23 protein-coding genes are annotated in these 24,153 nt (G+C 72.6%); 13 read left to right on the forward strand and 10 right to left on the reverse strand.

Going from position 1 to position 24,153, the window contains the following annotated elements; genetic code table 11:
* The first annotated feature begins 34 nt into the window (after window positions 1-34).
* Window positions 35-886: an inositol monophosphatase family protein gene (locus OG892_RS22615; protein ID WP_328865964.1), complete on the forward strand. Its 852-nt coding sequence runs from the start codon at window positions 35-37 to the stop codon at window positions 884-886.
* Here the strand turns inward: OG892_RS22615 and OG892_RS22620 are convergent.
* A complete protein-coding gene (locus tag OG892_RS22620; protein WP_371630115.1) occupies window positions 838-1,629 on the reverse strand; it encodes a helix-turn-helix transcriptional regulator in 792 nt (263 codons plus the stop codon). The genes OG892_RS22615 and OG892_RS22620 overlap by 49 nt on opposite strands.
* Window positions 1,630-1,799: 170 nt before the next feature.
* Here OG892_RS22620 and OG892_RS22625 point away from each other — a divergent pair, with 170 nt between their 5' ends.
* The gene (locus OG892_RS22625; protein WP_371630116.1) at window positions 1,800-3,251 is read left to right on the forward strand and encodes an MFS transporter; all 1,452 of its coding nucleotides are present in this window, start codon (window positions 1,800-1,802) and stop codon (window positions 3,249-3,251) included.
* An 18-nt stretch (window positions 3,252-3,269) separates the two neighbouring features.
* Here OG892_RS22625 and OG892_RS22630 read toward each other — a convergent pair whose 3' ends face one another.
* On the reverse strand, window positions 3,270-4,412 hold the full coding sequence (locus OG892_RS22630) for an ROK family protein (RefSeq protein WP_371630117.1): 1,143 nt from the start codon (window positions 4,410-4,412) through the stop codon (window positions 3,270-3,272).
* A 214-nt stretch (window positions 4,413-4,626) separates the two neighbouring features.
* On the opposite strand from OG892_RS22630, the gene OG892_RS22635 reads away from it, so the two are divergent.
* The 4 genes from OG892_RS22635 to OG892_RS22650 all read left to right on the forward strand — a co-directional run bounded on the left by OG892_RS22635 (window position 4,627) and on the right by OG892_RS22650 (window position 10,128).
* The gene (locus OG892_RS22635; RefSeq protein ID WP_371630118.1) at window positions 4,627-5,967 is read left to right on the forward strand and encodes a Gfo/Idh/MocA family protein; all 1,341 of its coding nucleotides are present in this window, start codon (window positions 4,627-4,629) and stop codon (window positions 5,965-5,967) included.
* A gap of 70 nt (window positions 5,968-6,037) precedes the next feature.
* On the forward strand, window positions 6,038-8,440 hold the full coding sequence (locus tag OG892_RS22640) for an Ig domain-containing protein (RefSeq protein ID WP_371630119.1): 2,403 nt from the start codon (window positions 6,038-6,040) through the stop codon (window positions 8,438-8,440).
* 81 nt (window positions 8,441-8,521) lie between these two features.
* Window positions 8,522-9,403 carry an EamA family transporter gene (locus OG892_RS22645; RefSeq protein WP_371630120.1) on the forward strand — a complete coding sequence of 294 codons (882 nt, stop codon included), beginning with the start codon at window positions 8,522-8,524 and terminating at the stop codon, window positions 9,401-9,403.
* Between the two features lie 119 nt (window positions 9,404-9,522).
* On the forward strand, window positions 9,523-10,128 hold the full coding sequence (locus OG892_RS22650; protein ID WP_371630121.1) for a Uma2 family endonuclease: 606 nt from the start codon (window positions 9,523-9,525) through the stop codon (window positions 10,126-10,128).
* Between the two features lie 83 nt (window positions 10,129-10,211).
* Here OG892_RS22650 and OG892_RS22655 read toward each other — a convergent pair whose 3' ends face one another.
* From OG892_RS22655 to OG892_RS22665, 3 genes are all read right to left on the reverse strand, one after another.
* The gene (locus OG892_RS22655) at window positions 10,212-11,765 is read right to left on the reverse strand and encodes a PTS transporter subunit EIIC (RefSeq protein ID WP_371630122.1); all 1,554 of its coding nucleotides are present in this window, start codon (window positions 11,763-11,765) and stop codon (window positions 10,212-10,214) included.
* Between the two features lie 41 nt (window positions 11,766-11,806).
* A complete protein-coding gene (murQ, locus tag OG892_RS22660; RefSeq protein WP_073732941.1) occupies window positions 11,807-12,772 on the reverse strand; it encodes an N-acetylmuramic acid 6-phosphate etherase in 966 nt (321 codons plus the stop codon).
* An 80-nt stretch (window positions 12,773-12,852) separates the two neighbouring features.
* Window positions 12,853-13,770: a MurR/RpiR family transcriptional regulator gene (locus OG892_RS22665; RefSeq protein ID WP_073732940.1), complete on the reverse strand. Its 918-nt coding sequence runs from the start codon at window positions 13,768-13,770 to the stop codon at window positions 12,853-12,855.
* A 102-nt stretch (window positions 13,771-13,872) separates the two neighbouring features.
* Here OG892_RS22665 and OG892_RS22670 point away from each other — a divergent pair, with 102 nt between their 5' ends.
* Both OG892_RS22670 and OG892_RS22675 read left to right on the forward strand, forming a co-directional pair.
* Window positions 13,873-14,241 carry a hypothetical protein gene (locus OG892_RS22670; protein ID WP_371630123.1) on the forward strand — a complete coding sequence of 123 codons (369 nt, stop codon included), beginning with the start codon at window positions 13,873-13,875 and terminating at the stop codon, window positions 14,239-14,241.
* Complete coding sequence (locus OG892_RS22675) at window positions 14,238-14,513, forward strand: DUF4031 domain-containing protein (protein ID WP_073732938.1); 276 nt, start codon at window positions 14,238-14,240, stop codon at window positions 14,511-14,513. The genes OG892_RS22670 and OG892_RS22675 overlap by 4 nt, the downstream gene beginning before the upstream one ends.
* Window positions 14,514-14,585: 72 nt before the next feature.
* On the opposite strand, the gene OG892_RS22680 is transcribed toward OG892_RS22675, so the two are convergent.
* Together OG892_RS22680 and OG892_RS22685 are read right to left on the reverse strand one after the other, a co-directional pair.
* Window positions 14,586-15,833: a Cmx/CmrA family chloramphenicol efflux MFS transporter gene (locus OG892_RS22680; protein ID WP_371630124.1), complete on the reverse strand. Its 1,248-nt coding sequence runs from the start codon at window positions 15,831-15,833 to the stop codon at window positions 14,586-14,588.
* Window positions 15,834-15,958: 125 nt separating this feature from the next.
* Window positions 15,959-16,633, reverse strand: coding sequence for a hypothetical protein (locus OG892_RS22685; protein WP_371630125.1), 675 nt, complete (start codon window positions 16,631-16,633; stop codon window positions 15,959-15,961).
* Between the two features lie 115 nt (window positions 16,634-16,748).
* Here OG892_RS22685 and OG892_RS22690 point away from each other — a divergent pair, with 115 nt between their 5' ends.
* From OG892_RS22690 to OG892_RS22705, 4 genes are all read left to right on the forward strand, one after another.
* Window positions 16,749-17,402, forward strand: coding sequence for a maleylpyruvate isomerase family mycothiol-dependent enzyme (locus tag OG892_RS22690; protein ID WP_371630126.1), 654 nt, complete (start codon window positions 16,749-16,751; stop codon window positions 17,400-17,402).
* 97 nt (window positions 17,403-17,499) lie between these two features.
* Window positions 17,500-18,249, forward strand: coding sequence for a LamB/YcsF family protein (locus OG892_RS22695; RefSeq protein WP_073733180.1), 750 nt, complete (start codon window positions 17,500-17,502; stop codon window positions 18,247-18,249).
* Window positions 18,246-18,968: a 5-oxoprolinase subunit PxpB gene (gene pxpB, locus OG892_RS22700; RefSeq protein WP_371630127.1), complete on the forward strand. Its 723-nt coding sequence runs from the start codon at window positions 18,246-18,248 to the stop codon at window positions 18,966-18,968. The genes OG892_RS22695 and pxpB overlap by 4 nt, the downstream gene beginning before the upstream one ends.
* Complete coding sequence (locus OG892_RS22705; protein WP_371630128.1) at window positions 18,965-19,831, forward strand: biotin-dependent carboxyltransferase family protein; 867 nt, start codon at window positions 18,965-18,967, stop codon at window positions 19,829-19,831. Before pxpB ends, OG892_RS22705 begins: the two co-directional genes overlap by 4 nt.
* 34 nt (window positions 19,832-19,865) lie before the next feature.
* On the opposite strand, the gene OG892_RS22710 is transcribed toward OG892_RS22705, so the two are convergent.
* Together OG892_RS22710 and OG892_RS22715 are read right to left on the reverse strand one after the other, a co-directional pair.
* On the reverse strand, window positions 19,866-20,408 hold the full coding sequence (locus OG892_RS22710) for a hypothetical protein (RefSeq protein WP_371630129.1): 543 nt from the start codon (window positions 20,406-20,408) through the stop codon (window positions 19,866-19,868).
* Entirely contained in the window at window positions 20,405-20,953 is a 549-nt protein-coding gene (locus tag OG892_RS22715; protein WP_371630130.1) for a hypothetical protein, read from the reverse strand. Before OG892_RS22715 ends, OG892_RS22710 begins: the two co-directional genes overlap by 4 nt.
* 47 nt (window positions 20,954-21,000) lie before the next feature.
* Between OG892_RS22715 and OG892_RS22720 the strand changes: the two genes are divergently transcribed.
* A complete protein-coding gene (locus OG892_RS22720; protein ID WP_073732930.1) occupies window positions 21,001-21,663 on the forward strand; it encodes a GNAT family N-acetyltransferase in 663 nt (220 codons plus the stop codon).
* A 34-nt stretch (window positions 21,664-21,697) separates the two neighbouring features.
* On the opposite strand, the gene OG892_RS22725 is transcribed toward OG892_RS22720, so the two are convergent.
* Entirely contained in the window at window positions 21,698-23,986 is a 2,289-nt protein-coding gene (locus OG892_RS22725) for a heavy metal translocating P-type ATPase (RefSeq protein ID WP_328865949.1), read from the reverse strand.
* Window positions 23,987-24,153 lie beyond the last annotated feature (167 nt).

The raw sequence follows: 24,153 nt of genomic DNA on the forward strand, positions 1-24,153 counted from the left end.
CGCGCCGGGAATGGGCGCAGATAGCCCCGTGTTCATGCTCAGCATGAACACGGAAAGCGACGCACAGCTGGCCGTCAGAGCGGTACGGGCGGGAGCGGCGGTGGTCCGGGAGATGTACGGGACATCGCCGCAGCGTTTCGACAAGGGCGGCGGTGACTTCGCGACGGCCGCCGACCTCGCCGCGGAGAAAGCCATCCTGGACGTGCTGCGTACCGCCCGGCCCGATGACGCGGTGACGGGTGAGGAGAGCGGCCGGACGGGCGCGGACGGCGCCGAACGCAGGTGGCTGGTCGACCCCTTGTGCGGCACGCTGAACTACGCCGTGAACACGATGGTGGTCGCGGTGAACGTCGCCCTGCGCGAAGGGTCGTCCATCACTGCGGCAGCGACGGCCGACCCGTTCAGCGACGAGGTGTTCTGGACGGACGGCGAGCACGCCCGCGCCTACAGGGGCGATGCGGCTGGTGCGGGTGAGGAGTTGGCGCCCTCGTCCGGGTCGCGGCTGGTCGACGTCAACCTCGATCCGCCGTTCCCCAACGCGCCGGGCTTCCGGGCGGTCGGACTGCTGGCCGCACCGGAGTTCGCGGAGCACTTCCGGCCGCGCGTCGTCTCCAGCACCCTTGCCGTGGCCTGGGTCGCGGCTGGGCGGCGAGCCGCGTACGTGACGGACGGGCGGCTGCGCGACAGCGTGCACTTCTCCGCGGGCATCGCCCTGTGCGAGGCCGCGGGGTGCGTGGTGACGGGCATCCACGGCCAGCCGCTGCACACCGGAGCGGAGGGCCTGGTGGTCGCGGCCGACCGGGAGACGCACGGCCTGCTGCTGGAGATGATCAGGGGTCAGGCATCGGGCCCCGGCGCCTCGGACGACGCGTCGCCGTTGAGGTAGCGGCCCGGCGAGGTGCCCACGGTCCGCCGGAAAGCCGCGAGGAAGGCGCTCGGCGTCGCGTACCCGACGGCGTGCGCGACCCGGGAGACGGGCAGGCCCTCGGCGAGGAGGGGGAGCGCGGCGCGCAGCCGTACGTGGGTGCGCCAGCGGTCGAAGTTCATGCCGGTGTCCTGGACGAAGAGCCGGGTGAGGGTGCGTCGGCTGACCCCGGCCGCCCGCGCGTGCGCCTCCAGGCCCCGGGGGTCGTCGGGGCGGGCGAGCAGCGCGTCGGCCACGGCGCGGACGCGTGCGTCGGTGGGCGCCGGCACGTCGATGGGTGTGGCCGGCAAGGGGTGCAGCAGGTCCAGTACGACCGCCTCTGCCCGCAGCCGCTCGTCGTCGGGGAGGTTGTCGCGGCCGAGGTGGGCGATCAGGTGGGCCAGCAGCCCGTCCACGGCGACCGGTGTGGGTTGCGTCCAGTCCTTGTCGCACCGGTCCGGGTGGAAGTAGAGGCTGCACAGGACGGCGTCGCGGGTCGCGCCGGTCCGGTGCACGACGCCTGCGGGGATCCACAGCGCCATTGTGCGCGGCAGGACCCAGTGGGCGTCGTCGACAGCGACGCCGAGCACCCCGCGCCGGGCCCAGGCCAGCTGGTGCTGCGGGTGGTGGTGCGGGACGAACCACTGCCCGGCCGCCAGCGGGAAGTTCCCGACGACGATGGCGCCCACCCCGGCCGGGACGTCACCGAAGACGTCATTGGTCATGCCCCGAGCCTATGTCCCCAACGCGATATGAGCTGGCCTCGTAGCCCGTAGCGGCCGGAACGGCCCGTGCATAGCGTCGTGATGTGCCGAGCGAGCGGGTCGGACCCGCCGCGCCCCGTCCGGGCGCCGCCGGCCCCGGCACAGCCGCTCACGACGACGGGACGCCCGGCATGACATCCGGATCGACCACCACCACGACCACCTCCGGCGCCGACGCCGCTTCCGCTTCCGCGCGTCGGGGACCGGCGCTGGTGGTGCTGTGCTTCGTACAGTTCATGCTCGTCCTGGACGACAACGTGGTGAGCGTCGCGCTCCCCAGCATCCGCGACGACCTGGGCTTCGGTACTGCGGGGCTGTCCTGGGTCGTCAACGCCTACTTCCTGGCGTTCGGCGGCCTGTTGCTGCTGTTCGGGCGCATGGCGGATCTGCTGGGCCGCAGAAGCGTTTTCCTGGCAGGGGTAGCGCTTTTCGGTGCGGCGAGCCTCCTCTGCGGGCTCGCGCAGGAGCCGTGGCAACTCGTCACCGGGCGGTTCGTCCAGGGTGCGGGGGCGGCCATGTGCGCACCGGCGGCGCTGGCGATGATCGCCCTGCTGTTCCCCGGTCCCGGGGAGCGGGCCAGGGCGTTCGGCATCTGGGGCGGTATCGCCGGTCTCGGCGGGACGACGGGCCTGGTGATCTCCGGTGCGCTGACCGGTCTCGCGTCCTGGCGCTGGATCTTCTTGATCAACCTGCCGGTGGCCCTCGTGACCCTGGTGCTGCTCCCGCGCCTGGTTCCGGAGAGCCGGGCCGGGCGGGTGGGGCGCCTCGACGTACCCGGTGCGGTCCTCGGTACCGGGGCCCTGGTGTCCCTGGTCTACGGGCTGCTCAGGACGGGGGAGTCGGGCCGGCGGGACATCGGGGGTCTCGGGCCGCTGGTGCTGGCCGTGGTCCTCGCCGCCGTCTTCGTCGTGGTGGAGGCACGGACCGCGGAGCCGCTGGTGCCTTTGGCGTTCCTGGCCAACCGGTTTCGCGCGGTGGCGAACGGGGCGACGCTGCTGTTCTCCGCCGCGATGTACGCGATGGCCTTCCTGCTGATGGTTCACCTGCAGACCGTGCTCGGCTACCGCCCGCTCACGGCCGGTGTCGCCTACCTGCCGTACTGCGCGGGCATCCTGGCGGGCATGTGGCTCTCCTCCCGGGCCGTGGCCGGGCTCGGGACGCGCCAGGCGCTCGTCCTCTCGTTCCTGATCAGCGCGGCCGGAATCCTGCTGCTGTCCGGCGTGACACCGGACGTCGGCTACGCCTCCGGGGTGCTGCCCGGCATGCTCCTCACGAGCCTCGGCTGCGGACTGACCCTGCCCGCCCTGACCGTCGCCGCGCTCACCGGTACCACGGAGGAGAACGCCGGACTCGGCTCGGCCGTCCTCAGCTCCGTCCAGCAGATCGGCGGCGCCGTGGGGGTGGCGGTGCTCGTCGCGGTGGCCGCTCGCCGCACGGACGCCCTGGCCGCGCGGGAGGGCCCGCTGCCCGCCGCGACCGAGGGTTTCTCGCTCGCGCTCACCGTCACCGCCGCCCTCCTCGTGCTCGGCGCCGGCCTCGTCGCCGCGTTGCCGGGGGAGCGCGACCGCCCGCGCACCGGCTGACCTGCCGCGCCCGGGGGGTCAGCCCCTGGCGGACACCTCGAACAGCCGCTTCTCCACCGCGTCCAGAGCGAGCCGTACCGCCCCCGTGGCGACCGACTGGTCGCCGAGCCTGGAGGCGACCACGTCCACCGGGAACAGGCAGAGTGCGTCGAGGCGCTCGCGCAGCGGGTCCAGGAGGAGGTCGCCGGCGAGGGACACCCCGCCGCCGATCACCACGAGTTCGGGGTCCATGGCCAGCACCATCGCCGCGATGCCCTGGACCAGGTCGTCGGCGTAGTGCTCCAGGGTCTTCAGGGCGCTCGCGTCGTTGGCGCGGACCGCCGCGAACAGGTCCTCGACGTCGTCCCGGCCCTCGTCCCGGCCCTCGTCCAGCCAGCGGAGGGGGTGTTCGGGGGCGCTGCGCCAGCGGGCGGCGGGCAGGTTGCCGATCTCGGCGGAGGCGCCGTTGCGGCCGGTGTGCAGGCGGCCGTCGATCAGCGCACCCGCGGAGATGTGGCGGCCCGCGTGGATGTAGAGGACGTCACGGGCACCGGTCGCCGCGCCGTTCCAGTGCTCACCCAGGGCGGCGATCTTGGTGTCGTTGGCCGCGACCACCTCGGCGCCGAACGGTTCGGTGAACGCGCCGGGCAGATCGGTGCCGGTCCAGTCGGGGAGCAGCGAGCTGAGCCGTACCCTGCCCGCGGCGTCGACGATTCCGGTGGAGCCGACGCCGACCGCCTGGACGTCGGCGGCGCGCAGACCGGCGCCGCGCAGGGTGCGGTGGCCCAGGGTGCGCGCGGCGGCGATGCGGCCGGCGGCCGGGAGGCTGGGGGAGACCGCCGTCTGCCGGGTGGCGAGGACCTGTCCGCCGAGGTCGGTGACCATGGCGAGGACCTTGTGCATGCCGATGTCGAGGCCGAGGACGCAGCCCGCCTCCACGCGGAAGCGGTAGCTCTTGGCGGGGCGGCCGACCTGGCGGCGGCCGTCGGCGGGCGGTGCGACCTCCTCGACCCAGCCCTGCTCGACGAGACCGGTGAGCGCGTTCTCGACGGTGGCGCGGGTGACGGTGGTGGACTGCACCAGCTCGGTCAGCGTGAGGCTGCGGGCCTCGTACAGCACGCGCAGTACGGCTGCCGCGTTGAGGCGGCGCAGCAGGGAGGAGTCTCCCCCGGCAACGGTCATATGGCGTAGACCTCTTGACTCCGTGCGGATGGGCGCTGCACTATCGGCGCATTGTTATTTCAGAAGGTACCAAAAATAATCAGTGGCGCTGCTGACCTTCCGAATTGAGGCCACTCCGAATTGAGGACCACCAAGTGAACCGCATCGCGCGCCCCGCGGCGGCCGTCCTCCAGAAACGCTTCGCCAAGGGCCTCACCGGAGGGGCCGTCAAGGGATGACCGTGACTGTTACGTACACGCACACGCACGCGACCGGCGCGACCGACCAGTCGTTCAGCAACCTCCGTACGCATCCGGGCCGCGCGCTCGACCGGCCGCTCACCCTCGTCCTCGCGGGCGCGGGTGCCAGAGGCACCGGATACGCGGACCTCGCGGCGGACGGCACGACCCCCGTCTCCTTCGTCGCCGTCGCGGACCCGAGGACCGGGCGGCGCGACGAACTCGCGGACCGGCACAGCATCCCGCAGGAGCGGCGCTACACCGACTGGCGCGAGCTCGCGGCCGTGCCGCGCCTCGCCGACGCCGTGATCATCGCGGTCCAGGACTCCATGCACCTGGAGGCCGCGGAGGCGTTCGCCGCCCTCGGCTACGACATCCTGCTGGAGAAGCCGATGGCCCTCAGCGCCGAGGACTGCGACCGCATCGCGGCGGCGGCCGAAGCGGCGGGCGTCTCCCTGACGGTGTGCCACGTCATGCGCTACTCGCCGTACAGCGAGCGGCTCAAGGCCCTGGTCGACCAGGGGCGCATCGGTGACATCGTCAGCGTCCAGCACCTGGAGCCCATCGGCTACTGGCACTTCGCGCACTCCTTCGTACGCGGCAACTGGAGCCGCGAGGAGCGGTCCAGCTTCGCCCTGCTCACCAAGTCCTGCCACGACATCGACTGGCTCGGGCACATCGTCGGCCGGCCCGTTGAGGCCGTCTCGTCGTTCGGCTCGCTCCGGCACTTCCGCGCCGAGAACGCACCGGCGGGCGCGGGGGAGCGGTGCGTGTCCTGCGCCGTCGAACCGTCCTGCCCGTACTCGGCGCGCAAGCTCTACCAGATCGGGCTGCGCGAGGGCGGCGTCAAGCGGTACTTCACCCGGATCGCCTCGGACGAACTGACCGAGGAAGCGGTCGAACAGGCCATGGCCCAGGGCCCGTACGGGCGGTGCGTCTACCGCAGCGACAACGACGTGGTGGACCACCAGGTCGTCAGCCTCCAGTACGAGGGCGGCGTCACCGCCGCCTTCACGCTGACCGCCTTCACCCCGCAGGAGAACCGCCACACCAAGATCTTCGGCACCCTCGGCCAGCTCACGGGTGACGGACGCACCATCGAGATCTACGACTTCACCACCGACGAACGCACCGTCATCGACACCGACAACGGCGGCTCCTCCGCCGCGGAAGGGCATGGCGGCGGCGACGCGGCCCTGCTCGACGCCTTCGTCCGGGCCCACCACGAAGGACGGCCCGAGCTGCTGCTCACCGGTGCGAACGCCAGCCGGGACAGCCACCGGGTGGTGTTCGCGGCTGAGCGGGCACGGCTGACCGGGCAGGTCGTCCGGCTCTGAGCCGTACCCGAATTCCCTCTGGCTCCTCTGCTCCATCCACTCCTGTTACTTCTTGATGAAGGGTCATCACATGAGGCGTACACGTACATGGAGCACGGCGGTCGGGGCGAGTGCGGTGGCCCTGAGCATCGGCGTCGTCGCGGCCGTACCGGCCAACGGCGCCGAGGGACCCGGCGCCGCGTCCGCCCGGACCGTGCGCCACGGGGCGCACTCCGCGCTGGAGATACCGGCCGGCTACCTGGACATCGGCCTGGACGCCACCGGGACGGTGACCGCGCTCAAGGACTCCCGGACCGGCAAGGACTACCTGGCGGCGGGGAAGGCCGCCTCCCTGGTCAGCCTGGTGATCGACGGCAGCCAGGTGCGGCCGACCGAGGTCCGGCGCTCCGGGCGGGACGGCGGGCTGCTGACCTTCACCAACAAGGAGGCCGGACTCCGGGTCGATGTGCGGGTGCGGGACAAGGACGGCTACGCCACCCTCGAAGCGGTCCGGGTCGACGTACCGGCCGGGGCCGACGCGCAGACGCTGCTCTGGGGCCCCCTCGCGACCTCCGTCACCCGGACCGTCGGCGAATCCGTCGGCGTGGTCCGGGACCAGGACTTCGCCATCGGCCTGAAGCCGCTCACCGACCGCACCGAGGGCGCCTGGCCGCAGGAGTACCAGAAGTTCGGCTGGGAGGACGAGGTCGAGGACAACCCGTCCAAGCTCCAGGTGGCCCCGCACGAGGAGTGGAGCGCCGCCGGCCGGACGCCGTGGGGCTCCGTGCTGCGGTCCTTCACGTACGACTACACGAAGGAGCGCGAGCGGCAGAACGTCGGGGGCTACCGGATTCCGGTCGGCCCGCTGCCCTCGGACACCGCGAAGGTCACCGGCTCCAAGGTCGCACTGTTCGGCGCCTCGCCCGAGATGACGCCGACCGTGCTGTCGGAGGTCGCGCGCGGCGAGAGCCTGCCGTACCCGACGCAGAACGGGCAGTGGCAGAAGACGGCCCAGGCGAGCAGCCAGTCCTTCCTGGTGCTGGGAGACCTCAAGACCGCCAACATCCCGGCGGGCGCCGGCTTCGCGAAGGCGGCGGGCATCGACTACATCTACTCGCTGCCCAACTCGGTCGGGCCCTGGCAGACGACGGGTCACTACCAGTTCGACGCGGGCCTGGGCGGCAGCGACGCAGGGGCCAAGGCAGCGGTCGACGTCGCCAGGGCCAACGGCGTACGGCTCGGTGTGCACACCATCTCCGACTTCATCAGCACCGACGACGCCTATGTGAAATCGGCCGACGACCGGATCGCGACGGGCGGCCGCGCCACCCTGACCCGCCCGCTGGCAGCGGGTGACACCACGGTGTACCTCGACTCCGGCACCCTCCTCGCGGACGGACTGCACAGCAAACTCCTGCGCATCGGGGACGAGTTCGTCGAATACACCGAGGCCCGGCAGACCGGGGACGAGTGGGAGGTGACCGGACTCAAGCGCGCCCGGTGGAGCTCGACCGCCGTCGACCACGCCACGGGTGACCGCACCGCCCGGGTGATCGTCAACAGCTACGACGGGGCGATCGGCGGGAACGGCATCATCGACGAGATCGCCACCCGGCTGGCCACCGCCTGGAACAACACCGGCATCATGTCCAACTCCTACGACGGAGTGGAATCGGCCTCCGAGTCCGGCTGGGGCTCCTATGGTCAGGCCCGACTGATCAACGGCGCCCACAAGGGGAACGCCGAGAAGGACGGGTTCGTCACCGAGACGAGCCGGATGACGTCCAACACCTGGGACGCGCTCACCCGCGCGAGCTGGGGCGAGGTCGGCACGACCAGCATGGACCAGGTCTTCATCAACAACGAGTACTACAAGGACAACTTCCTGCCGGGGATGCTGGGCTGGATCAAACTGTCGGGCACGGAAAGCCTGGCCGACTTCGAAAGCGTCCTGGCACGGGGTGCGGGCCTGAACGCGGGCTCCGGCTTCCAGGCCTCGGTCTCCGCGCTCACCGCGAGCGGCGCGCACGGCGAGCAGCTGCTCGACGCGATCAAGCAGTGGGACACGGCACGCAACCTCGGGGCCTTCACCGAGGCCCAGAAAGCGAGCTTCCGGGACCGGTCCACCCGCTGGCACCTGACGGAGGTCACCCCCGGCAAGCAGTGGTCGCTCCAGGAACTCGACGCCGCCGGACAGCCGGTCGGCGCCGCCCAGGACGTCTCGGCCCCGACCCCCCGGCTGAGTGCGACTAGGCTGCCGACGGCCCAAACGCACCGGCTCTACGAGGCGCGGCTGACCACGAACACCCCGGCTACGGTCCGCTACGAGCTGACGGGCGGGGCCCTCCCGAAGGGGCTCCGGCTGAACAAGGACACCGGCGGCATCACCGGGGAGCCGCTCCTGGCCGCGAAGTCCACCTTCACGGTCACCGCCCACAGCACGGGCGGCCTTCCCGACGCGAAGGCCACCTACAAGATCACGGCCCGCCCCTGAGAAGATCCCGCCCGCGGGCGGCCCCTGCACCGGTACAGCCGGGGTGGGGCAGCCCGCGGCCCCACCCCGGAAAGGACATCCGTGCCGGCCGTTCTCGTCCTGCTGCTCTCCGGTACCTGGCTGCTGTCCGGCGCGCTGGTCACCGGTACCGATCCGCTGATCGTCGCGGTGGGCCGTACCGCCGTGTGCTGTCTGGTGCTCACCGTCGTCGCCGCGTCGAGCAGGAGCGGCCGGGCGGACCTGCGACGGGCCGCCGCCCGGCCGGGGACCGTCTGGCTGCTGGGGCTGCTCGGCTTCGCCGGGTACGCCGCCGGCACCCTGCTCGCCATCCCGCGCATCGGCACCTCCCTGACGAACCTGGTCGTCGCGCTGATGCCGTGCGCCTCTGTCGCCGTCGGGGCGCTGTTCTTCGGTGAACGGTCCGGGCCCCGCAAGGCGCTGGGCGCGGTCATCGCCTGCGCGGCGGCCGCCGGATACGCGGCGCTGGGCGCGGACGCCGGGGACCTGGACGCGGTGGGGCTGCTGCTGGTGGCCGCCGCGACGGTGGCGTTCGCGGTGTACGGGTTCCTGTACCGGGACCGCCTTTCCGGGCTGCCGCCGCTGGCCGTCCTGCCCGTGCTGCTGGCGGCGGCCAGTTGTCTGCTGCTCCCGATGGCCCTGCCCGCGCTGATCGCCCACCCCCCGACGCTCGCCGCGACGGGCGGGATCGTGGTGCTCGGCGCGGTCGTCTACGCCCCCGCCTACCTCGTACAGCACCGCCTCATCCTGCTCCGCGGCCCGGTCTTCACAGCCGCCGTCCAACTGGCCGTCCCCTTCACCGTCCGGCTCGGCGACTGGGCCCTGGACACCGCCCCCGCCCCGTCACTCCCCGAGGTGCTGTTCCTGGCGGTGTGCTGTGCGGGGATCGCCCTGGTGACCGTGCAGCCGGTCCGGCCGCCCGAACCGGTCGCCTCCGAACGCTGATCGGAGCGGGTTGCTCGGTGCGTCCGCCACACGATCGTGGGACGGGGAGGTAAGCGGCGCCGCGTTGCGGAACCGTCGATCTACGCTCCCCGGACAGGCCTCAGGAGAAGGGACCCGCGATGACCGCCGCGATGGTCGAGCAGGAGCAGGATTCCGAAGGCCGGCCGTGGGACTACCTGCTTCATACCTGGCAGGGACTGGACGTGCCCGAGGGGTGGCGCGCCGAGATCGACGAAGGACGGATCTGCTTGGTGCCGCCGCCGTATGCGCGTCACAGCGGGATCGCTGATCTTGTTCAGCAGTGCCTGTACCGGGGGATCCCGGATGGATTGGGTGTCTTCCAGACACTTGGCGTGCACGTGGCACCGCTCGCCAAGCTCTACGTCCCCGACCTCGTCGTGATGGAGCGGGAGCTGATCTTGGCCGCCGACCCCGAGACCAGCGACCCCATGGACGCCTCCGAAGCGCTGCTCATCGTCGAGATCACGTCGAAGGGGAATGCCCGGGAGGACCGGACCAAGAAGTACCGCGCCTACGCGCGTGCGGGTGTGCCGATGTATCTGCTGATCGACCGGTTCGACACGCGTGGGGCGATGAGCACGCTGTTCACCGAGCCGAACGAGGACGGCACGTACAAGCGCTACGACGCGGTGCCGTTCGGCAAGCCGCTCGGGCTGCCCGCGCCCTTCGACGTCACGCTGGCCACGGACGCCTTCCCGGTCTGAGGCGCGCGCACGAAAGCGGCGGCACCTTGTGGGTGCCGCCGCTTTCAGGTGTTCCGGGGGGGGGGGGGGGGGGTGGGTGGCCGTCAGACCCCGGCCGGTTCCTTCGCCGGGGCGTCGGGGCCGGAGGCGGTGGTGGTCGCCGTGACCGGGGCGGGATCGGCCGCCGGGGTGGTGGCGGACGGTTCCTGGGACACGTTGAACTCCGTCAGCAGGTCCTTGCTGAAGCCGAAGAAGTACGTGGCGACGAAGCCGGCCAGGTAGCCCACGACCAGGCCGCCCGCGTAGATCGCGATCGTCGCGCCCAGGCCGTGGTTGCCGTCCAGCAGCGGGAACAGGGCCCAGCCGGACGGGCCGATCGCGGTGGAGCCGACCGCGTCACCGAGCTGGTTGAAGAAGCCGACGAACGCGCCGCCGAACGCACCGCCCACGCACGCCGTGACGAACGGGCGGCCCAGCGGCAGCGAGACACCGTAGATCAGCGGCTCTCCGACGCCCAGGAACCCTGCGGGCAGGGCGGACTTGATGGTCTTGCGGATCGACTCGTTGCGGGGGAGGCGGAAGTAGACCGCGATGGCCGCACCGACCTGGCCGGCACCGGCCATGGCGAGGATCGGCAGCAGGACGGTGTAGCCCTGCTGCTCGATCAGCGTGGTGTGGATCGGGATCAGCGCCTGGTGCAGGCCCAGCATGACCAGCGGGAGGAAGAACCCGCCGAGGACCAGGCCCGCGCCCGCCCCGCCGTTGGACAGCAGCCAGTTGGCGAACGTGCCGATCGCGGTGGACACCTCACCGGCCACGTACATCAGGCCGAAGATCGTCACCAGGCCGGAGATCAGGACCGTCAGGGTCGGGGTGACCAGGACGTCCAGCGCCTCCGGGACCCAGCGACGGCACCACTTCTCCACGTACACCGCGAGCACCGCCGCGCCCAGGGCGCCGAGGACGCCGCCCTGGCCGGGGGAGAGCTTCTGGCCGAACGCCTCGATGTTCGCGACGCCCGGGAAGACGATGATGGCCGCGACCGCACCGCCGAGGATCGGCGTACCGCCGAACTCCTTCGCCGTGTTGTAGCCGACGAAGACCGCGATCAGCGCCATGAAGCCGGACGCCATCGCCGCCAGGGCCGGGGTGACCGAGGGCAGCCACTCCAGGTTGACCAGCAGGCCGTTGAGCCCGGCGATGATGCCGCAGCCGATCAGGGCCGGGATCAGCGGCACGAAGATGTTGGCGATCTTGCGCAGGAACAGCTTGAACGGGGTGGCGTTCTTCGCCTTCCTGGCCGCCTTCATCTCGGCGCCCTGCGCCGCCAGTTCCTCCGCGGTGAGCGGGGCGGAGGGGTCGGCCGGGGAGGGGGCGGGGGCCGGTTCCGAGGCCCGGCCCTCCTCGACGAGCTTCTCGAACTCCGGCGTGACGCGGGCGACCGTACCGGGACCGAGAACGATCTGGTACGTGTCGTCGTCGACCACACCCATGACGGCCGGGACGGCCTTCAGAGCCTCGTCCTGGACGAGCGAACGGTCGTGCAGACCCAGCCGGAGCCGGGTCATGCAGTGGGCGATGGAGCTGACGTTCGCGGCGCCACCGACGAGCGGAAGGATCGCGGCGGCAGTGGCGCGGTTCTTGTCTTCTGTAGCCATGGTGCGTGGTGCCTTGCTGTGCGGGGGGTGGGGCCTGAGAGTCAGGTGGTGCGGGGGGCGGCGGCGAGCGCGGCGCGGAGGTGGCCGTCCGAGGCGGACAGGAGCGTGGCGGCGGTGGGGCCGTCGACCTGGCCGAGGATGGTGAGGATGGCGTTCTTCACCTCACCGTCGGTGGCGGCGAGCGCCGCCTCGATCTCGGCGTCCGAGGCTCCGGTGGCCAGCGAGACGATCCGGCGCGAGCGGGCGCGCAGCTTCTCGTTGGAGGCGCGGACGTCGACCATGAGGTTTCCGTACGTCTTGCCGAGCCGGATCATCGTGATCGTCGAGAGCATGTTGAGGACGAGCTTCTGCGCCGTGCCCGCCTTGAGCCGGGTCGAGCCGGTGAGCAGCTCCGGGCCGACGACGACCTCGACGGGGTGCTCGGCGGCGGCGCCGAGCGCGGAGTCCGCGTTGCAGGACAGGCCGATGGTCAGCGCGCCCCTGGTGCGGGCGTGCTCGACGGCACCGATCGCGTACGGCGTGCGGCCGGAGGCGGAGATGCCGACGACGGTGTCATCGGCGGTGAGCCGCAGCGCGTCCAGGTCGGCGGCGGCCAGCTCCTTGCTGTCCTCCGCGCCCTCGACGGCGGTGACCATCGCGGACGGGCCGCCCGCGATGAGGCCCACGACGTGCGCGGGGTCGGTGTTGAAGGTGGGCGGGCACTCGCTGGCGTCCAGCACACCGAGGCGGCCCGCGGTGCCCGCACCCGCGTAGATCAGCCGGCCGCCGCGCGCCATGCGTGCCGCGGTGGCGTCGATCGCGGCGGAGATCTCGGGCAGCCGTGCGGCGACGGCGGCGGGGACGGTCCGGTCCTCGCCGTTCATGATCCGGGCGATTTCCTCGGTGGCCAGCTGGTCGATCTCGGCGAGCTCGGGACGGAACGCCTCGGTGGTGAGGGTTTCGAGCTGGGCGCGCAGCTCGCCGTATCCGTCGGGAGCGGTGGCGTCGGCGTCGGTGATGGAGGTCATGGAGAGCGGCTCTGCTTTCTTGAACTCGTACGGTTCTGCGGGTGCGGGTGCGGGTGCGGGTGCGGGGTTCTTCTGTGGCGTCAGCGGGTGCGGGGGTTGTGGCGGTGGGCCAGCGCCTCGTAGGACGCGGCGAGGGCCGGAGCCGCCGTCTCGTACGTGCGCTGCGCGACGCCGATGAACAGGCAGTCGACGACGAGGAGCTGGCTCGTACGGCTCGACATCGCGGCCGGGCGCAGCTCGCTCTCGCGGGCCGTGGACGTGGTCAGCACGTGGTCGGCGTACTGCGTGACCGGCCCGTCGGGGCGGCCGGTGATCGCGATCGTGGTGGCGCCCCGGTCGAAGGCGACCCGCAGCGGCTCGATGACGTCGCCGGTCGAACCGGAGTGGGTGATCGCGATGGCCACGTCACCGGCGCGCAGCTGCACGGCGTTGGTGACCGCGAGGTGCGGGTCCATGTTGGCGTGCGCGATCAGGCCGATCCGGGCCAGCTTCTGGGCCAGGTCCTGGCCGACGAGAGAGGAGGCGCCGACCCCGTAGATGTCGATCCGGCGGGCGGTCGCGGCAGCGGCCACGGCGGCACCGAGCTGCACGGTGTCGAGCCCGGCGGCCGTGTCCGCGAGGGTCTGCTGCTCGTCGTAGGCGAGCTTGGCGACCACGTCCGCGATCGGGTCGTCCACCGCTATGTCCGCGGTGACGGCGGGCGCCCGGCCGGACTGCTGGTGGGCGGCGAGACCGGCGAGCGCGAGGCGCAGATCGCGGTAGCCGGGGTAGCCCAGGAGGCGGGCGGTGCGGACCACCGTGGCCTCGCTGGTGCCGGTGAGCTCGGCGAGACCGGTGACCGTCAGGGCGGCGCAGCCGGCCGGGTCGCCCGCGACCGCCTCCGCGACCCGCTGCATGGAACGGGTCATGGACGGCGCGAGCGTGCGCACCTTCGCGGCGAGGGCTGCCGGGGCGGGCGGCGAATCAGCGCTGAAACTTTCCTTCAGGTCATTGGTCACCTTTGAAAGATATTTTCAAGACTTGTGTCCGTCAACCCCCCTTTGGTCCCGACCTCTGGCGGCAGCGGCGGGCGCCGCGGTGTGCAGGTGGACAATGGAGGCATGGAGCTGAATCCCCTGGAGCAGGCGCTGCACACCGCCCGCGCACTCGTCATGGCCGACCTCGCCGCCGGAGACGTCGCGGAGGCGCAGATCGTCTCGATGGTCGAGGACGCGGTGACGCACCGCCGCTGGTGGGTCGAGCAGTGGCCGCAGGGCGTGGAATTCGTCGTCGGCCTCGTCGCCCAGGACGTCCAGGACGCGCTCCTGGAGCAGTACGGCCGCTGGCCGCTGTGCCCGGTCTGCGACCCGGGCGACCCGCACGCGCTCGACATCGAACCGGAGCTGGGCCCGGACCCGCACTGGGTCTGCACGAAGGCCACCGTCGCGGTCGCCCCGGTCGGCGCGCTCGGCGGGATACTGCGCCCGTGACCGTCTACATCGATCCGCCGGACTGGCCGGGCCACGGACGGTTCTGGTCGCACCTGGTCAGCGACGACTCGTTCGACGAGCTGCACGCGTTCGCGGCGTCCATCGGCTGCCCGGCGCGGGCCTTCGAGCGGGACCACTACGACGTGCCGGACGCCCGGTACGAGGACGCCGTACGGGCCGGGGCCCGGCAGATCGGCTCCAAGGAGCTGGTCCGCCGGATCACGGAGGCGGGCCTGCGCCGCCCGAAGGGGCGCGAGCTGCCGGGCCGGTAGCGCTCAGCGGCTCGCCGTGGCAGCGCTCAGCCGCTCCTCGTGACGGTGCTCAGCCGTCCGCCGTGACGGCGCTCAGCCGTTCGTCGAGGGGGCGCATACCTCCACCGCGTCCTGCGGCTGCGACTGCTTCGGCACGGCTGCCGGGGCGCTCGCCACCAGCCGCGACGACGAGCCCCGGCCGCGCTGCAGCCGCAGCGAGACCACGACCGCCACCAGCGCCAGCACGGTCATCGCGGCACCGGCCCACGCGGTCGCCGCGAACCCGAAGTCCGCGTCGATCACCGCGCCGCCGAGCCACGGGCCACCGGTGTTGCCGCTGTTGAACGCGGCGGTGGTCGTCGCACCGGCCAGCGTCGGGGCGGCGCCCGCGACGTTGAACATCCGGGCGTTCAGCGCCGGGGCCGTGTAGAACGCCGACAGGCCCAGCAGGAACGAGAGCACGATCACGGCGACCTGGTTGGAGGCGAACAGCGCCAGCGCGGCCAGGAAGACCGTGGAGGCCGTGATACCGCTCAGCAGCACCCCGAAGAGGTGCGCGTCCGCGACCCGGCCGCCGATCGTCGTACCGATCAGCGCGCCGACCCCGAACAGCGCGAGGACGGCCGGGACCCAGCCGGAGTCGAGACCGGCGACGTCCGTCAGCAGCGGCGCGAGATAGCTGAACGCGCAGAACACCCCGCCCGCCGCGAGCGCGGTGATCGTGATGGACAGCCACACCTGCCGGTCGCGGTAGATGCCCACTTCCCGCTTCAGCTGCGGCTTCTCCTCCGGTACGGGGATACGGGGAATCAGCGTCGCCACCCCGACGAGGGCGATCGCGGAGGCCACCCCGACCGCCCAGAACGCGGAGCGCCAGCCGAGGTTCTCCCCGAGGAAGGCGCCCAGCGGCACCCCGAGCACGTTGGCGATGGACAGCCCGCCGATCATCACGGCCATGGCGCGCGCCCGCTGGTTCACCCGGACCATCGCGATGGCGACGGCGGCGCCCACGGCCCAGAACCCGGCGCACGCGAAGGCGCTGAGCACCCGGGACGCGAAGAGGATCTCGTACGTCGGCGCGAGAGCGCCCGCGACCTGGCCGAGCCCGAAGACCGAGATCAGCGCGATGAGCGTGGTGCGGCGGGGCAGTCGCAGGGTGGCCACAGCGAGCAGCGGGGCGCCCACCACCATGCCGATCGCGAACGCGGATATGAGGAGTCCGGCACGCGGGATCGACACGTTCATGTCGTCCGCGATGGGCGGCAGCAGTCCGGAGAGCATGAACTCGCTGGTGCCGAGTGCGAAGACGGAGAGGCCGAGTATGTATACGGCCAGGGGCATACGCGAGCGGCTAGCGGCAGAGTCGGGCATGACACGTCTTAACAGCGCGCTTACCTGTCGCATTCCCGGCCGGTGGCGCGGAGGCCCGCCCCCGCGTTCGCCCCCGCGTTCGCAGCCGCGTCCGTTCAGTGCGCGAGCAGCTCCAGCTCCGTGCGCAGGTTGTGCCGGGCCCTCGGCTCCCACTCGGCCGCCCCGTGCGGTGTACGGAACAGCCTCGGCAGCTCCAGCAGCTGCCGCAGCACGGCCGCCCGGCCCTCCCGGAACGCGTCCTCCGGCACGAAGCCGTACTCCTCGCGCACCTGGGCCGCGTACCGCGCGTACTCCTTCGGCGGCGACGCCAGGATCGCCAGGTCCGCGTCGCACAGCACCTCGCCGTTGCCGTCCCCGGCGGCCGGGTCGTGCGTGACCGTGAGCCGGACCAGCCGGGCGACCTCGGCGGTGGTCGCGGCGGGCACCCCGGCCTCCGGCAGCGCGCGCTCCGCGAGGACGGCGCTGCGCTCCTCGTTCTCGGTCCGGTCGGGGCGGTAGACCGCGTCGTGGAACCAGACGGCCAGCCGTACGGCGTCCGCGTCGGAGGCGTGAGCGGCGAGCGTGTCCACATGGTCCAGGACCGTTGCCAGGTGGTCGGTGGTGTGGTACTTGCGCTGGGGTTCGGCCCAGCGCGCCAGGAGGTTGTCCGCGTACGGCAGCGGGTCCGGCCCCTCGGCGCCGCGCCGGGCGGCGACGAGGGCTTCCTGCCACCGGCCGCGGAGCGCGTCGTCGGTGCCGCTTTCGTACGCCCTGCCGGTGTCGTCGTCCATGCCACCGAGGTTACGACCTCCCGCGCGCGACCGGCCGCCGGGCAGGCGCCTCTCACCGGCCGCGCGTTCACGTAATACCCAAGTCCGCGAGGGAGCGGGATGGTTGGCTTGGGGCATGGCTGACGAACGTGATCCCGAACTGCCCGGTCTCCTCCTGCGCACCGAGCGAGACGCCTTCATCCCGCTGCTGCGGTCCGCGGAGGCGAGCGATTTCGCCCTGCGCACCGCGTGCCCCGGCTGGACGGTGCGGCATGTCCTCGCGCACTGCGGTTCCGTGCTGAACCGGGTGGTGGAGAGCCGCTTCGAACCCGACGTGTTCAGCCCCGAGTGCAACGACCGAGACATCGCGGAGCGGGCCGGCTGGACGGACGCGGAGGTGGTGGACGAGCTGGAGCGGGGGATGGCCGAGGCCGGTACCGCGATCGCCAAGGCGGGCGGGGTGCTGGACGGGGTGGCGCTGGGGGAGTGGATCCACGCCGGGGACGTACGCGAGGCGTGGGGGCTCGACGGGGCGTACCGGGGCCCGGGGCTGACGCACGCGCTCCGGCTGCTGGCCCCGTTCGCCCGGCACCGGAAGACGCCGCTGCTGGTCGCGCGGCTGGAGGACAGCGGCGAGGAGCTGACCATCGGCACCGAGCACGAGGGCCGGGCGCCCGGCCGCTACCGGGGGGACGGGGCGACGCTGATCCGGCTGTTCGCGAACCGGCCGCTGGTGGGGACGCGGTACGAGCTGGAGGGCGTGAAGGAGAACGAACTGTTCGTGTTCTGAGCCCGTGTTCCGGGGGCTCGTAGACGCTAACGTGCGCTTCGTGACGAATCTGATGAATCCGGCGGACCGGGGGGACGCCTCGGCCGCACCGGCCCCCATGGACCTCAACGCGGACCTCGGTGAGGGGTTCGGGCGCTGGTCGCTCACCGATGACGAGGCACTCCTCACGTGCGTGACCAGCGCCAACGTGGCGTGCGGCTTCCACGCGGGGGACCCCTCCGTGATGCGCCGGGTCTGCGACACGGCGGCCGCCCGCGGCGTGCGGATCGGCGCCCAGGTCTCGTACCGCGACCTGGCGGGGTTCGGGCGCCGCTCCATGGATGTCCCGGCCGATGAGCTGGCCGCCGAAGTGGCGTACCAGATCGGCGCGTTGCGGGTGTTCGCGGAGGCTGCCGGGACCACCGTCTCGTACGTCAAACCGCACGGCGCCCTCTACAACCGCGCGGTCCACGACGACGAGCAGGCGGGCGCGGTGATCGAGGGCGTCCGGCTGGCGGGCGGCAGCCCGGCCGTCCTCGGGCTGCCCGGCTCCCGGCTGCTGGTCCGGGCCCAGGAGGCGGGTCTCACGGCGGTCGAGGAGGCCTTCGCGGACCGCGCCTACACCCCGCGGGGCACGCTCGTCCCGCGCACCGAGCCGGACGCGGTCGTGCACGACGCGGACGAGGTGGTGCGCCGGAGCGTCGGGATCGCGGTGGACCGGAGCGTACTCGCGGCCGACGGCGGCCGGATCGCGGTCGCGGCGCGGTCCCTGTGCGTCCACGGCGACACCCCCGGAGCGGCGGCGATCGCCCGGCGGGTCCGGGCCGCGCTGGAAGAGGCGGGCGTCGTGGTGCGGGCGTTCGCATGAGCACGCCGACGCCGGACGGGGCGAGCCGGGGGCCGGGGCCGGTCGTGCTGGCCGTCGGAACGGACGCGCTGCTGATCGAGCTGGGCTCCGGCGAGGAGACGGAGGCCTTCCACGCGGAGGTGCTGCGCCGCCGCTCGGCCGGTGAACTGCCCGGCGTACGCGAGGTCGTGCCCGGTGCGCGGACGGTTCTGCTGGACGGGATCGCGCGGGAGACGGCCGGGCTCGCCCGTGAGCTGGCGTGCTGGCCGGTACCGCCGCCGCTGCGGGCCACAGGGCCCGCGGTGGAGATCCCGGTCGTGTACGACGGCCCGGACCTGGACGACGTGGCGCGGGCGTGGGGCGTCGCCGCCGCCGAGGTGGCCGCCCTCCACTCCGGGACGGAATTCCGGGTCGCCTTCTGCGGGTTCGCCCCGGGCTTCGGCTATCTGACGGGCCTGCCGGACCACCTCCACCTGCCGCGCAGGGCGACTCCGCGGACCAGGGTCCCGGCCGGTGCGGTGGCCCTGGCGGGCCCGTACACGGGGGTGTACCCGCGCCCGTCCCCCGGCGGCTGGCAGCTGATCGGCCGGACGCCGGACCCGGCCGCCCTGTGGGACCCGGACCGCGAACCACCCGCACTGCTGGTGCCCGGGGCACGGGTCCGCTTCGTCGAGGCCGGTACGGGTACGGGTATGGATAAGGGTGCGGGATCGGGTTCGGCTTCGGGGGCGCAGGCGTGAGCGCCGGGATCGAGGTCGTGCGCGCCGGGGCGCTGACCACCGTGCAGGACGAGGGGCGCTTCGGCCACGCGCACCTGGGGGTGGGCCGGGCGGGCGCCCTGGACGCGCCGTCAGCCCGGCTCGCCAACCGGCTGGCCGGCAACCCCGTCGGCGCGGCGCTGCTGGAGACGACCGTCACCGGCTGCGCGGTCCGCCCGGACCGCACGGTGCGGGCGGTCGTCGGCGGTGCGCCCTGCCGGGTGACGGTGGACGGGCGGCCGGTGGCGTGGGGCGCGGCGGTCCACGTACCGGCGGGCGCGGTGCTTGACGCCGGTCCCGCCGCGCACGGACTGCGCTCCTACCTGGCGTTCGCGGGCGGCCTGGAACCGCAGCCGGTGCTCGGCAGCCGGTCCGCCGACCTGCTCTCCGGCCTCGGCCCGGACCCCCTGAGCGACGGCGACGTGCTGCCGCTGGGCCCGCCCCCGCCGGCCGGCCCCCCGGCGACGGCGGCCGTTCCGTGGCCGGGGGTGCCCGCCGAACTCGTGCTCCCGGTGCTCCTCGGCCCCCGCCACACCTGGTTCACGGCCGACGCCCTGCGCACGCTCACCACCGCCGCGTACCGCGTCTCGGCGCAGAGCAACCGGATCGGCCTGCGCACCGAGGGGCCCGAGCTGGCCCGTGCCCGGCAGGGCGAACTGCCCAGCGAGGGCATGGTTCTGGGTGCGATCCAGATCCCGCCGGACGGCCGCCCGGTGATGTTCCTGAACGACCATCCGACGACGGGCGGTTACCCCGTGGTGGGTGTCGTCCCGGAATCCGCACTGGCCGGGGCGGCGCGGGTGGCGCCGGGGACGGTGGTGCGGTTCGTGCGCACGGCGAGGTGATCCACGGGGGCGTTCACCGACGGCCGGGCGGCCCTCAGTTCGCGGCGGGCAGCCCGAAGTGCTCGGTGATGATCCGCATCGTCACGGCTCCGTCGGCGTTGTACGACGGATCGGCGTCGTACACGGGGGTCTCCCGGCCGACGATCCCGGCGGCGAGCAGCTCCCGGATCAGCAGGTCGCCGCTGCGGTTCGCCTCACGGCGCATCCCGATGTTGAAGTAGTCCAGCTCGAACCCGCCCCGGCTGTAGGAGTAGTGGAACGGGTGGTCGTCGCAGTGCGGGACCCCGTAGTTCTGCCCGTGCGGGCATTCACACGCGGGGGTGGAGGCCAGGAAGACCGTGACCACCCGGTCGGGCCCGCCGAACCGCTCGTCGTAGCGGAACCCGGTGATGTCACATGCCAGCCGCAGGGCCGCCGCGCCACTGACGGCGGCCGCGTCGTACGTCACCCAGGCCCAGCCGTCCGACTCGCCCGCCGTGCGGACGGGGAGCGCCGCCTCGGTGGAGACGGCGGTGAGGGTGGGCAGGTCCAGGCCCCTGGCGTAGATGACGTAGGTGTTCGGGGCGATCGGGTTCACTTCGCTGCCCCCTCAAGCGCGAGCGGGGGCGACGGCAGGTCGAAGGCGTCCGCGATCGTCCTCACGAGCCGGAGCTCCCTATCGGCCTCGTGCTCGTAGCAGTCGTGGCCTTCGTCCGTGCGCCACTCCTCGCACTCCGCGTCGGGGCCTATGAGGTTCGCGGCGAGGAGCTCGGCCGAGATGTAGTCGGGGTTGTCCCCCAGCCGCTGCCCGATGTCCTCGAAGCTGAAGTACAGGGTCGTGGCACCGCTGCGCAGGTAGTGGAACTGGGGCCCGTGCGCCTTCGCGCTGCACGGCTCGGTGACGAACACCACGAGCTCCGTGTCCCCGGGACTCACGAGCCGGTAGTCGGGTTGCTCGTAGTCCTCGGAGTCCTCTTCGAACATGTCGTGCACCGCCCAGGCCCAGCCGCCCGCCTCGCCCTGGGCGAGCGGTTCGCGGTTCTGCTCGCGCAGGCCGGAGGTGAGGGCGTCGAGGGACTGGCCGCGGGCGAGGACGAGGTTCACCTCGTGGCCGGGAAAAGAATCGTGCATCCAGCTGGTCATGACGGAAGACTAGACACGGCCACTGACAACAACTGGAGGGGTGCGTCATGGGTTTCACGCTGGAGGGGCCGGTCCTGGAGGGTGCACGGGTGCGTCTGGAGCCGTTGGAGCACCGGCATGCGGAGGACCTCCTGCGGGCCGCGCGGGAGGACCGGAGCTCCTACCGCTTCACCTGGGTGCCCGGAAGTCCTGCGGAGGCCGAGGACTACGTGGACGCGCAGCTCGCCCGTGCCGCGTCCGGGAGGCTGGTCCCGTACGCGCAGGTGGACCGGGAGTCCGGGCGGGCGGTCGGGGCCACCGCGTACTGGGAGCCCCGGTACTGGCTGGGCGAGGACACGCTGAGCGCGATCGAGGTCGGGTTCACCTGGCTCGGCGCCTCCGCCCAGGGCACGGGGACGAACACCGAGGCCAAGTACCTGCTGTTCCGGCACGCGTTCGAGGTGTGGGGCGTGGCGCGGGTCGACCTGAAGACCGATGCCCGCAACAGCCGTTCGCGGGCCGCGATCGAGCGGGTGGGCGCCCGGTTCGAGGGCGTGCTGCGGAACTGGTCCCGGTCGTGGGCGCCGGGCGAGGACGGGCGGCTGCGGGACTCCGCGATCTTCTCCATCACGGCCGACGACTGGCCGGACGTCCGGGCGGGGCTCGAAGAGCGGCTCGCACGCGGACCCGGCGAAGGGCGGCCGGAGGCCCGGCTCCCCGTAGGGAGCTGAGTCCGGCCGCCCGCGGGCGGGGCCGTGCGGTCGGCTACGCCCCGGCCCGGAACCCCCGCAGCCGCAGTGAGTTGCCCACCACGAACACCGAGGAGAACGCCATCGCCGCACCCGCGATCATCGGGTTCAGCAGACCCATCGCGGCCAGCGGCAGCGCCGCCACGTTGTAGGCGAAGGCCCAGAACAGGTTCGTCCGGATGGTGCCCAGTGTCCTGCGCGACAGCCGGATCGCGTCGGCGGCGGCCCGCAGGTCGCCCCGGACCAGGGTCAGGTCACCGGCCTCGATCGCCGCGTCGGTGCCGGTGCCCATCGCGAGGCCCAGATCGGCCTGGGCGAGGGCGGCCGCGTCGTTCACACCGTCACCGACCATCGCGACCGAACGGCCCTCCGCCTGGAGGCGCTTGACGACGTCGACCTTGTCCTCCGGCATGACCTCCGCGTACACCTTCTCGATGCCGACCTCGGCCGCGACCGACTCCGCCACCGCCCGGTTGTCACCGGTCAGCAGGATCGGCGTCAGACCGAGTGCCCGGAGCCTGACGATCGCCTCCGCGCTGGTGTCCTTCACCGCGTCGGCCACCTCCAGGACCGCCCGCGCCTCGCCGTCCCAGGCGACCGCGATCGCCGTGCGGCCCGCCGCCTCCGCCTCGGCCTTGCGGCGCGCCAGCTCCACGGGGAGGTGGATCTCCCACTCGGCCAGCAACTGCTCGCGGCCGACGAGGACGGCGTGTCCCTCGACGACGCCCTGGACGCCGAGGCCCGGGACGTTGACGAAGTCCTCGGGGGTGGGGAGCGGAGTGGTGGTGCGTTCGGCGGCTCCGGTGGCGACGGCCTGGGCGATGGGGTGTTCGGAGGCGTGTTCCAGTGCTCCGGCGAGGCGCAGGACGTCGGTTTCCGTGGTGGAGGGGGCGGTGTGGACGGCCTGGAGGGTCATTCTTCCGGTGGTGACGGTGCCGGTCTTGTCGAGGACGATGGTGTCGACGCGGCGGGTGGTCTCCAGGACTTCGGGGCCCTTGATGAGGATGCCGAGCTGGGCGCCGCGTCCGGTGCCGACCATGAGGGCGGTGGGGGTCGCGAGGCCGAGGGCGCAGGGGCAGGCGATGATCAGTACGGCGACGGCGGCGGTGAAAGCGGCCGTCAGGCCCGAGCCGGTGGCGAGCCAGAAGCCGAGCGTGCCGAGCGCGAGCAGGATCACGACGGGGACGAACACGGCGGAGATCCGGTCGGCCAGGCGCTGGGCGGCCGCCTTGCCGTTCTGCGCGTCCTCGACCAGCTTCGCCATCCGGGCCAGCTGGGTGTCGGCGCCGATCCGGGTCGCCTCGACGACGAGCCGGCCGCCCGCGTTGAGCGTGGCACCGGTCACCGGGTCGCCCACGCCTACCTCGACGGGGACCGACTCACCGGTGAGCATGGAGGCGTCGACCGCCGAGTTGCCCTCGACGACGGTGCCGTCGGTGGCGATCTTCTCGCCGGGCCGGACGAGGAAACGGTCCCCTGCCCGCAGATCCGCCGTGTCCACGGTGACCTCGCGGCCGTCGCGCAGGACGGTGACCTCCTTGGCGCCCAGTTCGAGCAGGGCCTTCAGCGCCGCGCCCGCCTTCCGCTTGGAGCGGGCCTCGAAGTAGCGCCCGGCCAGGATGAACGCGGTGACTCCGGCGGCGGCTTCGAGGTAGATGTTCCCGGCGCCGTCGCTGCGGCCGATGGTCAGCTCGAAGGGGTGCGTCATGCCGGTCATCCCGGCGGTGCCGAAGAAGAGCGCCCACAGCGACCACAGGAACGCGGCGGAGGTGCCGACCGAGACCAGTGTGTCCATGGTGGCCGCGCCGTGCCGCGCGTTGGTCCACGCGGCGCGGTGGAAGGGCAGGCCCGCGTACGTGACGACGGGCGCGGCGAGGGTCAGGGACAGCCACTGCCAGTTGTCGAACTGGAGCGCCGGGATCATCGACATCGCGATCACCGGCACCGCGAGCAGCACCGCTGTGATCAGCCGCTGCCGCAGCGGGCGGAGCTCGTCGGCCTCCTCCGCCGCGTCCGTTTCGCCGGACGAGGCCGCGCCGCGCACCGGGGGAGCGGGCTCCTGCGCGCTGTAGCCGGTCTTCTCGACGGTGGCGATCAGGTCCTGTACGGAGACGTCCTCGCCCCGGTAGCTGACCCGGGCCTTCTCGGTGGCGTAGTTGACGGTGGCCTCGACCCCGTCCATCCGGTTGAGCTTCTTCTCGATACGGGCCGCGCACGAGGCGCAGGTCATGCCGCCGATGGCGAGCTCGACCTCTGCGGCGCCGGTACCGGTGGTGCCGGTGGTGGCTGCGGTCTGCGCGGACACGGGGCCTCCTCGGTAGGTGATCACGGGGATCACGGGGATCACGGGGTTCTTCGGGTTCATTTATACCCCTGGGGGGTATGCGGTGCTGGTTCAGGTATACCCCCTACCCCTATGGGTACGCAAGAGTGGCCCCGGCGGATCCGCGGATTCCGGTCGTCCGGCCCCCT

The organism is Streptomyces sp. NBC_00341 (assembly GCF_041435055.1).
Classification (GTDB): Bacteria; Actinomycetota; Actinomycetes; order Streptomycetales; family Streptomycetaceae; genus Streptomyces.

Excerpts from the sequence above, each read along its gene's own strand:
- OG892_RS22615 (WP_328865964.1), top strand. The coding sequence starts at position 35 with ATGCTCAGCATGAACACGGAAAGCGACGCACAGCTGGCCGTCAGAGCG.
- OG892_RS22620 (WP_371630115.1), bottom strand. The coding sequence starts at position 1,629 with ATGACCAATGACGTCTTCGGTGACGTCCCGGCCGGGGTGGGCGCCATC.
- OG892_RS22625 (WP_371630116.1), top strand. The coding sequence starts at position 1,800 with ATGACATCCGGATCGACCACCACCACGACCACCTCCGGCGCCGACGCC.
- OG892_RS22630 (WP_371630117.1), bottom strand. The coding sequence starts at position 4,412 with ATGACCGTTGCCGGGGGAGACTCCTCCCTGCTGCGCCGCCTCAACGCG.
- OG892_RS22635 (WP_371630118.1), top strand. The coding sequence starts at position 4,627 with ATGACCGTGACTGTTACGTACACGCACACGCACGCGACCGGCGCGACC.
- OG892_RS22640 (WP_371630119.1), top strand. The coding sequence starts at position 6,038 with ATGAGGCGTACACGTACATGGAGCACGGCGGTCGGGGCGAGTGCGGTG.
- OG892_RS22650 (WP_371630121.1), top strand. The coding sequence starts at position 9,523 with ATGACCGCCGCGATGGTCGAGCAGGAGCAGGATTCCGAAGGCCGGCCG.
- OG892_RS22655 (WP_371630122.1), bottom strand. The coding sequence starts at position 11,765 with ATGGCTACAGAAGACAAGAACCGCGCCACTGCCGCCGCGATCCTTCCG.
- murQ (WP_073732941.1), bottom strand. The coding sequence starts at position 12,772 with ATGACCTCCATCACCGACGCCGACGCCACCGCTCCCGACGGATACGGC.
- OG892_RS22670 (WP_371630123.1), top strand. The coding sequence starts at position 13,873 with ATGGAGCTGAATCCCCTGGAGCAGGCGCTGCACACCGCCCGCGCACTC.
- OG892_RS22680 (WP_371630124.1), bottom strand. The coding sequence starts at position 15,833 with ATGCCCCTGGCCGTATACATACTCGGCCTCTCCGTCTTCGCACTCGGC.
- OG892_RS22685 (WP_371630125.1), bottom strand. The coding sequence starts at position 16,633 with ATGGACGACGACACCGGCAGGGCGTACGAAAGCGGCACCGACGACGCG.
- OG892_RS22690 (WP_371630126.1), top strand. The coding sequence starts at position 16,749 with ATGGCTGACGAACGTGATCCCGAACTGCCCGGTCTCCTCCTGCGCACC.
- OG892_RS22695 (WP_073733180.1), top strand. The coding sequence starts at position 17,500 with ATGGACCTCAACGCGGACCTCGGTGAGGGGTTCGGGCGCTGGTCGCTC.
- pxpB (WP_371630127.1), top strand. The coding sequence starts at position 18,246 with ATGAGCACGCCGACGCCGGACGGGGCGAGCCGGGGGCCGGGGCCGGTC.
- OG892_RS22715 (WP_371630130.1), bottom strand. The coding sequence starts at position 20,953 with ATGACCAGCTGGATGCACGATTCTTTTCCCGGCCACGAGGTGAACCTC.
- OG892_RS22720 (WP_073732930.1), top strand. The coding sequence starts at position 21,001 with ATGGGTTTCACGCTGGAGGGGCCGGTCCTGGAGGGTGCACGGGTGCGT.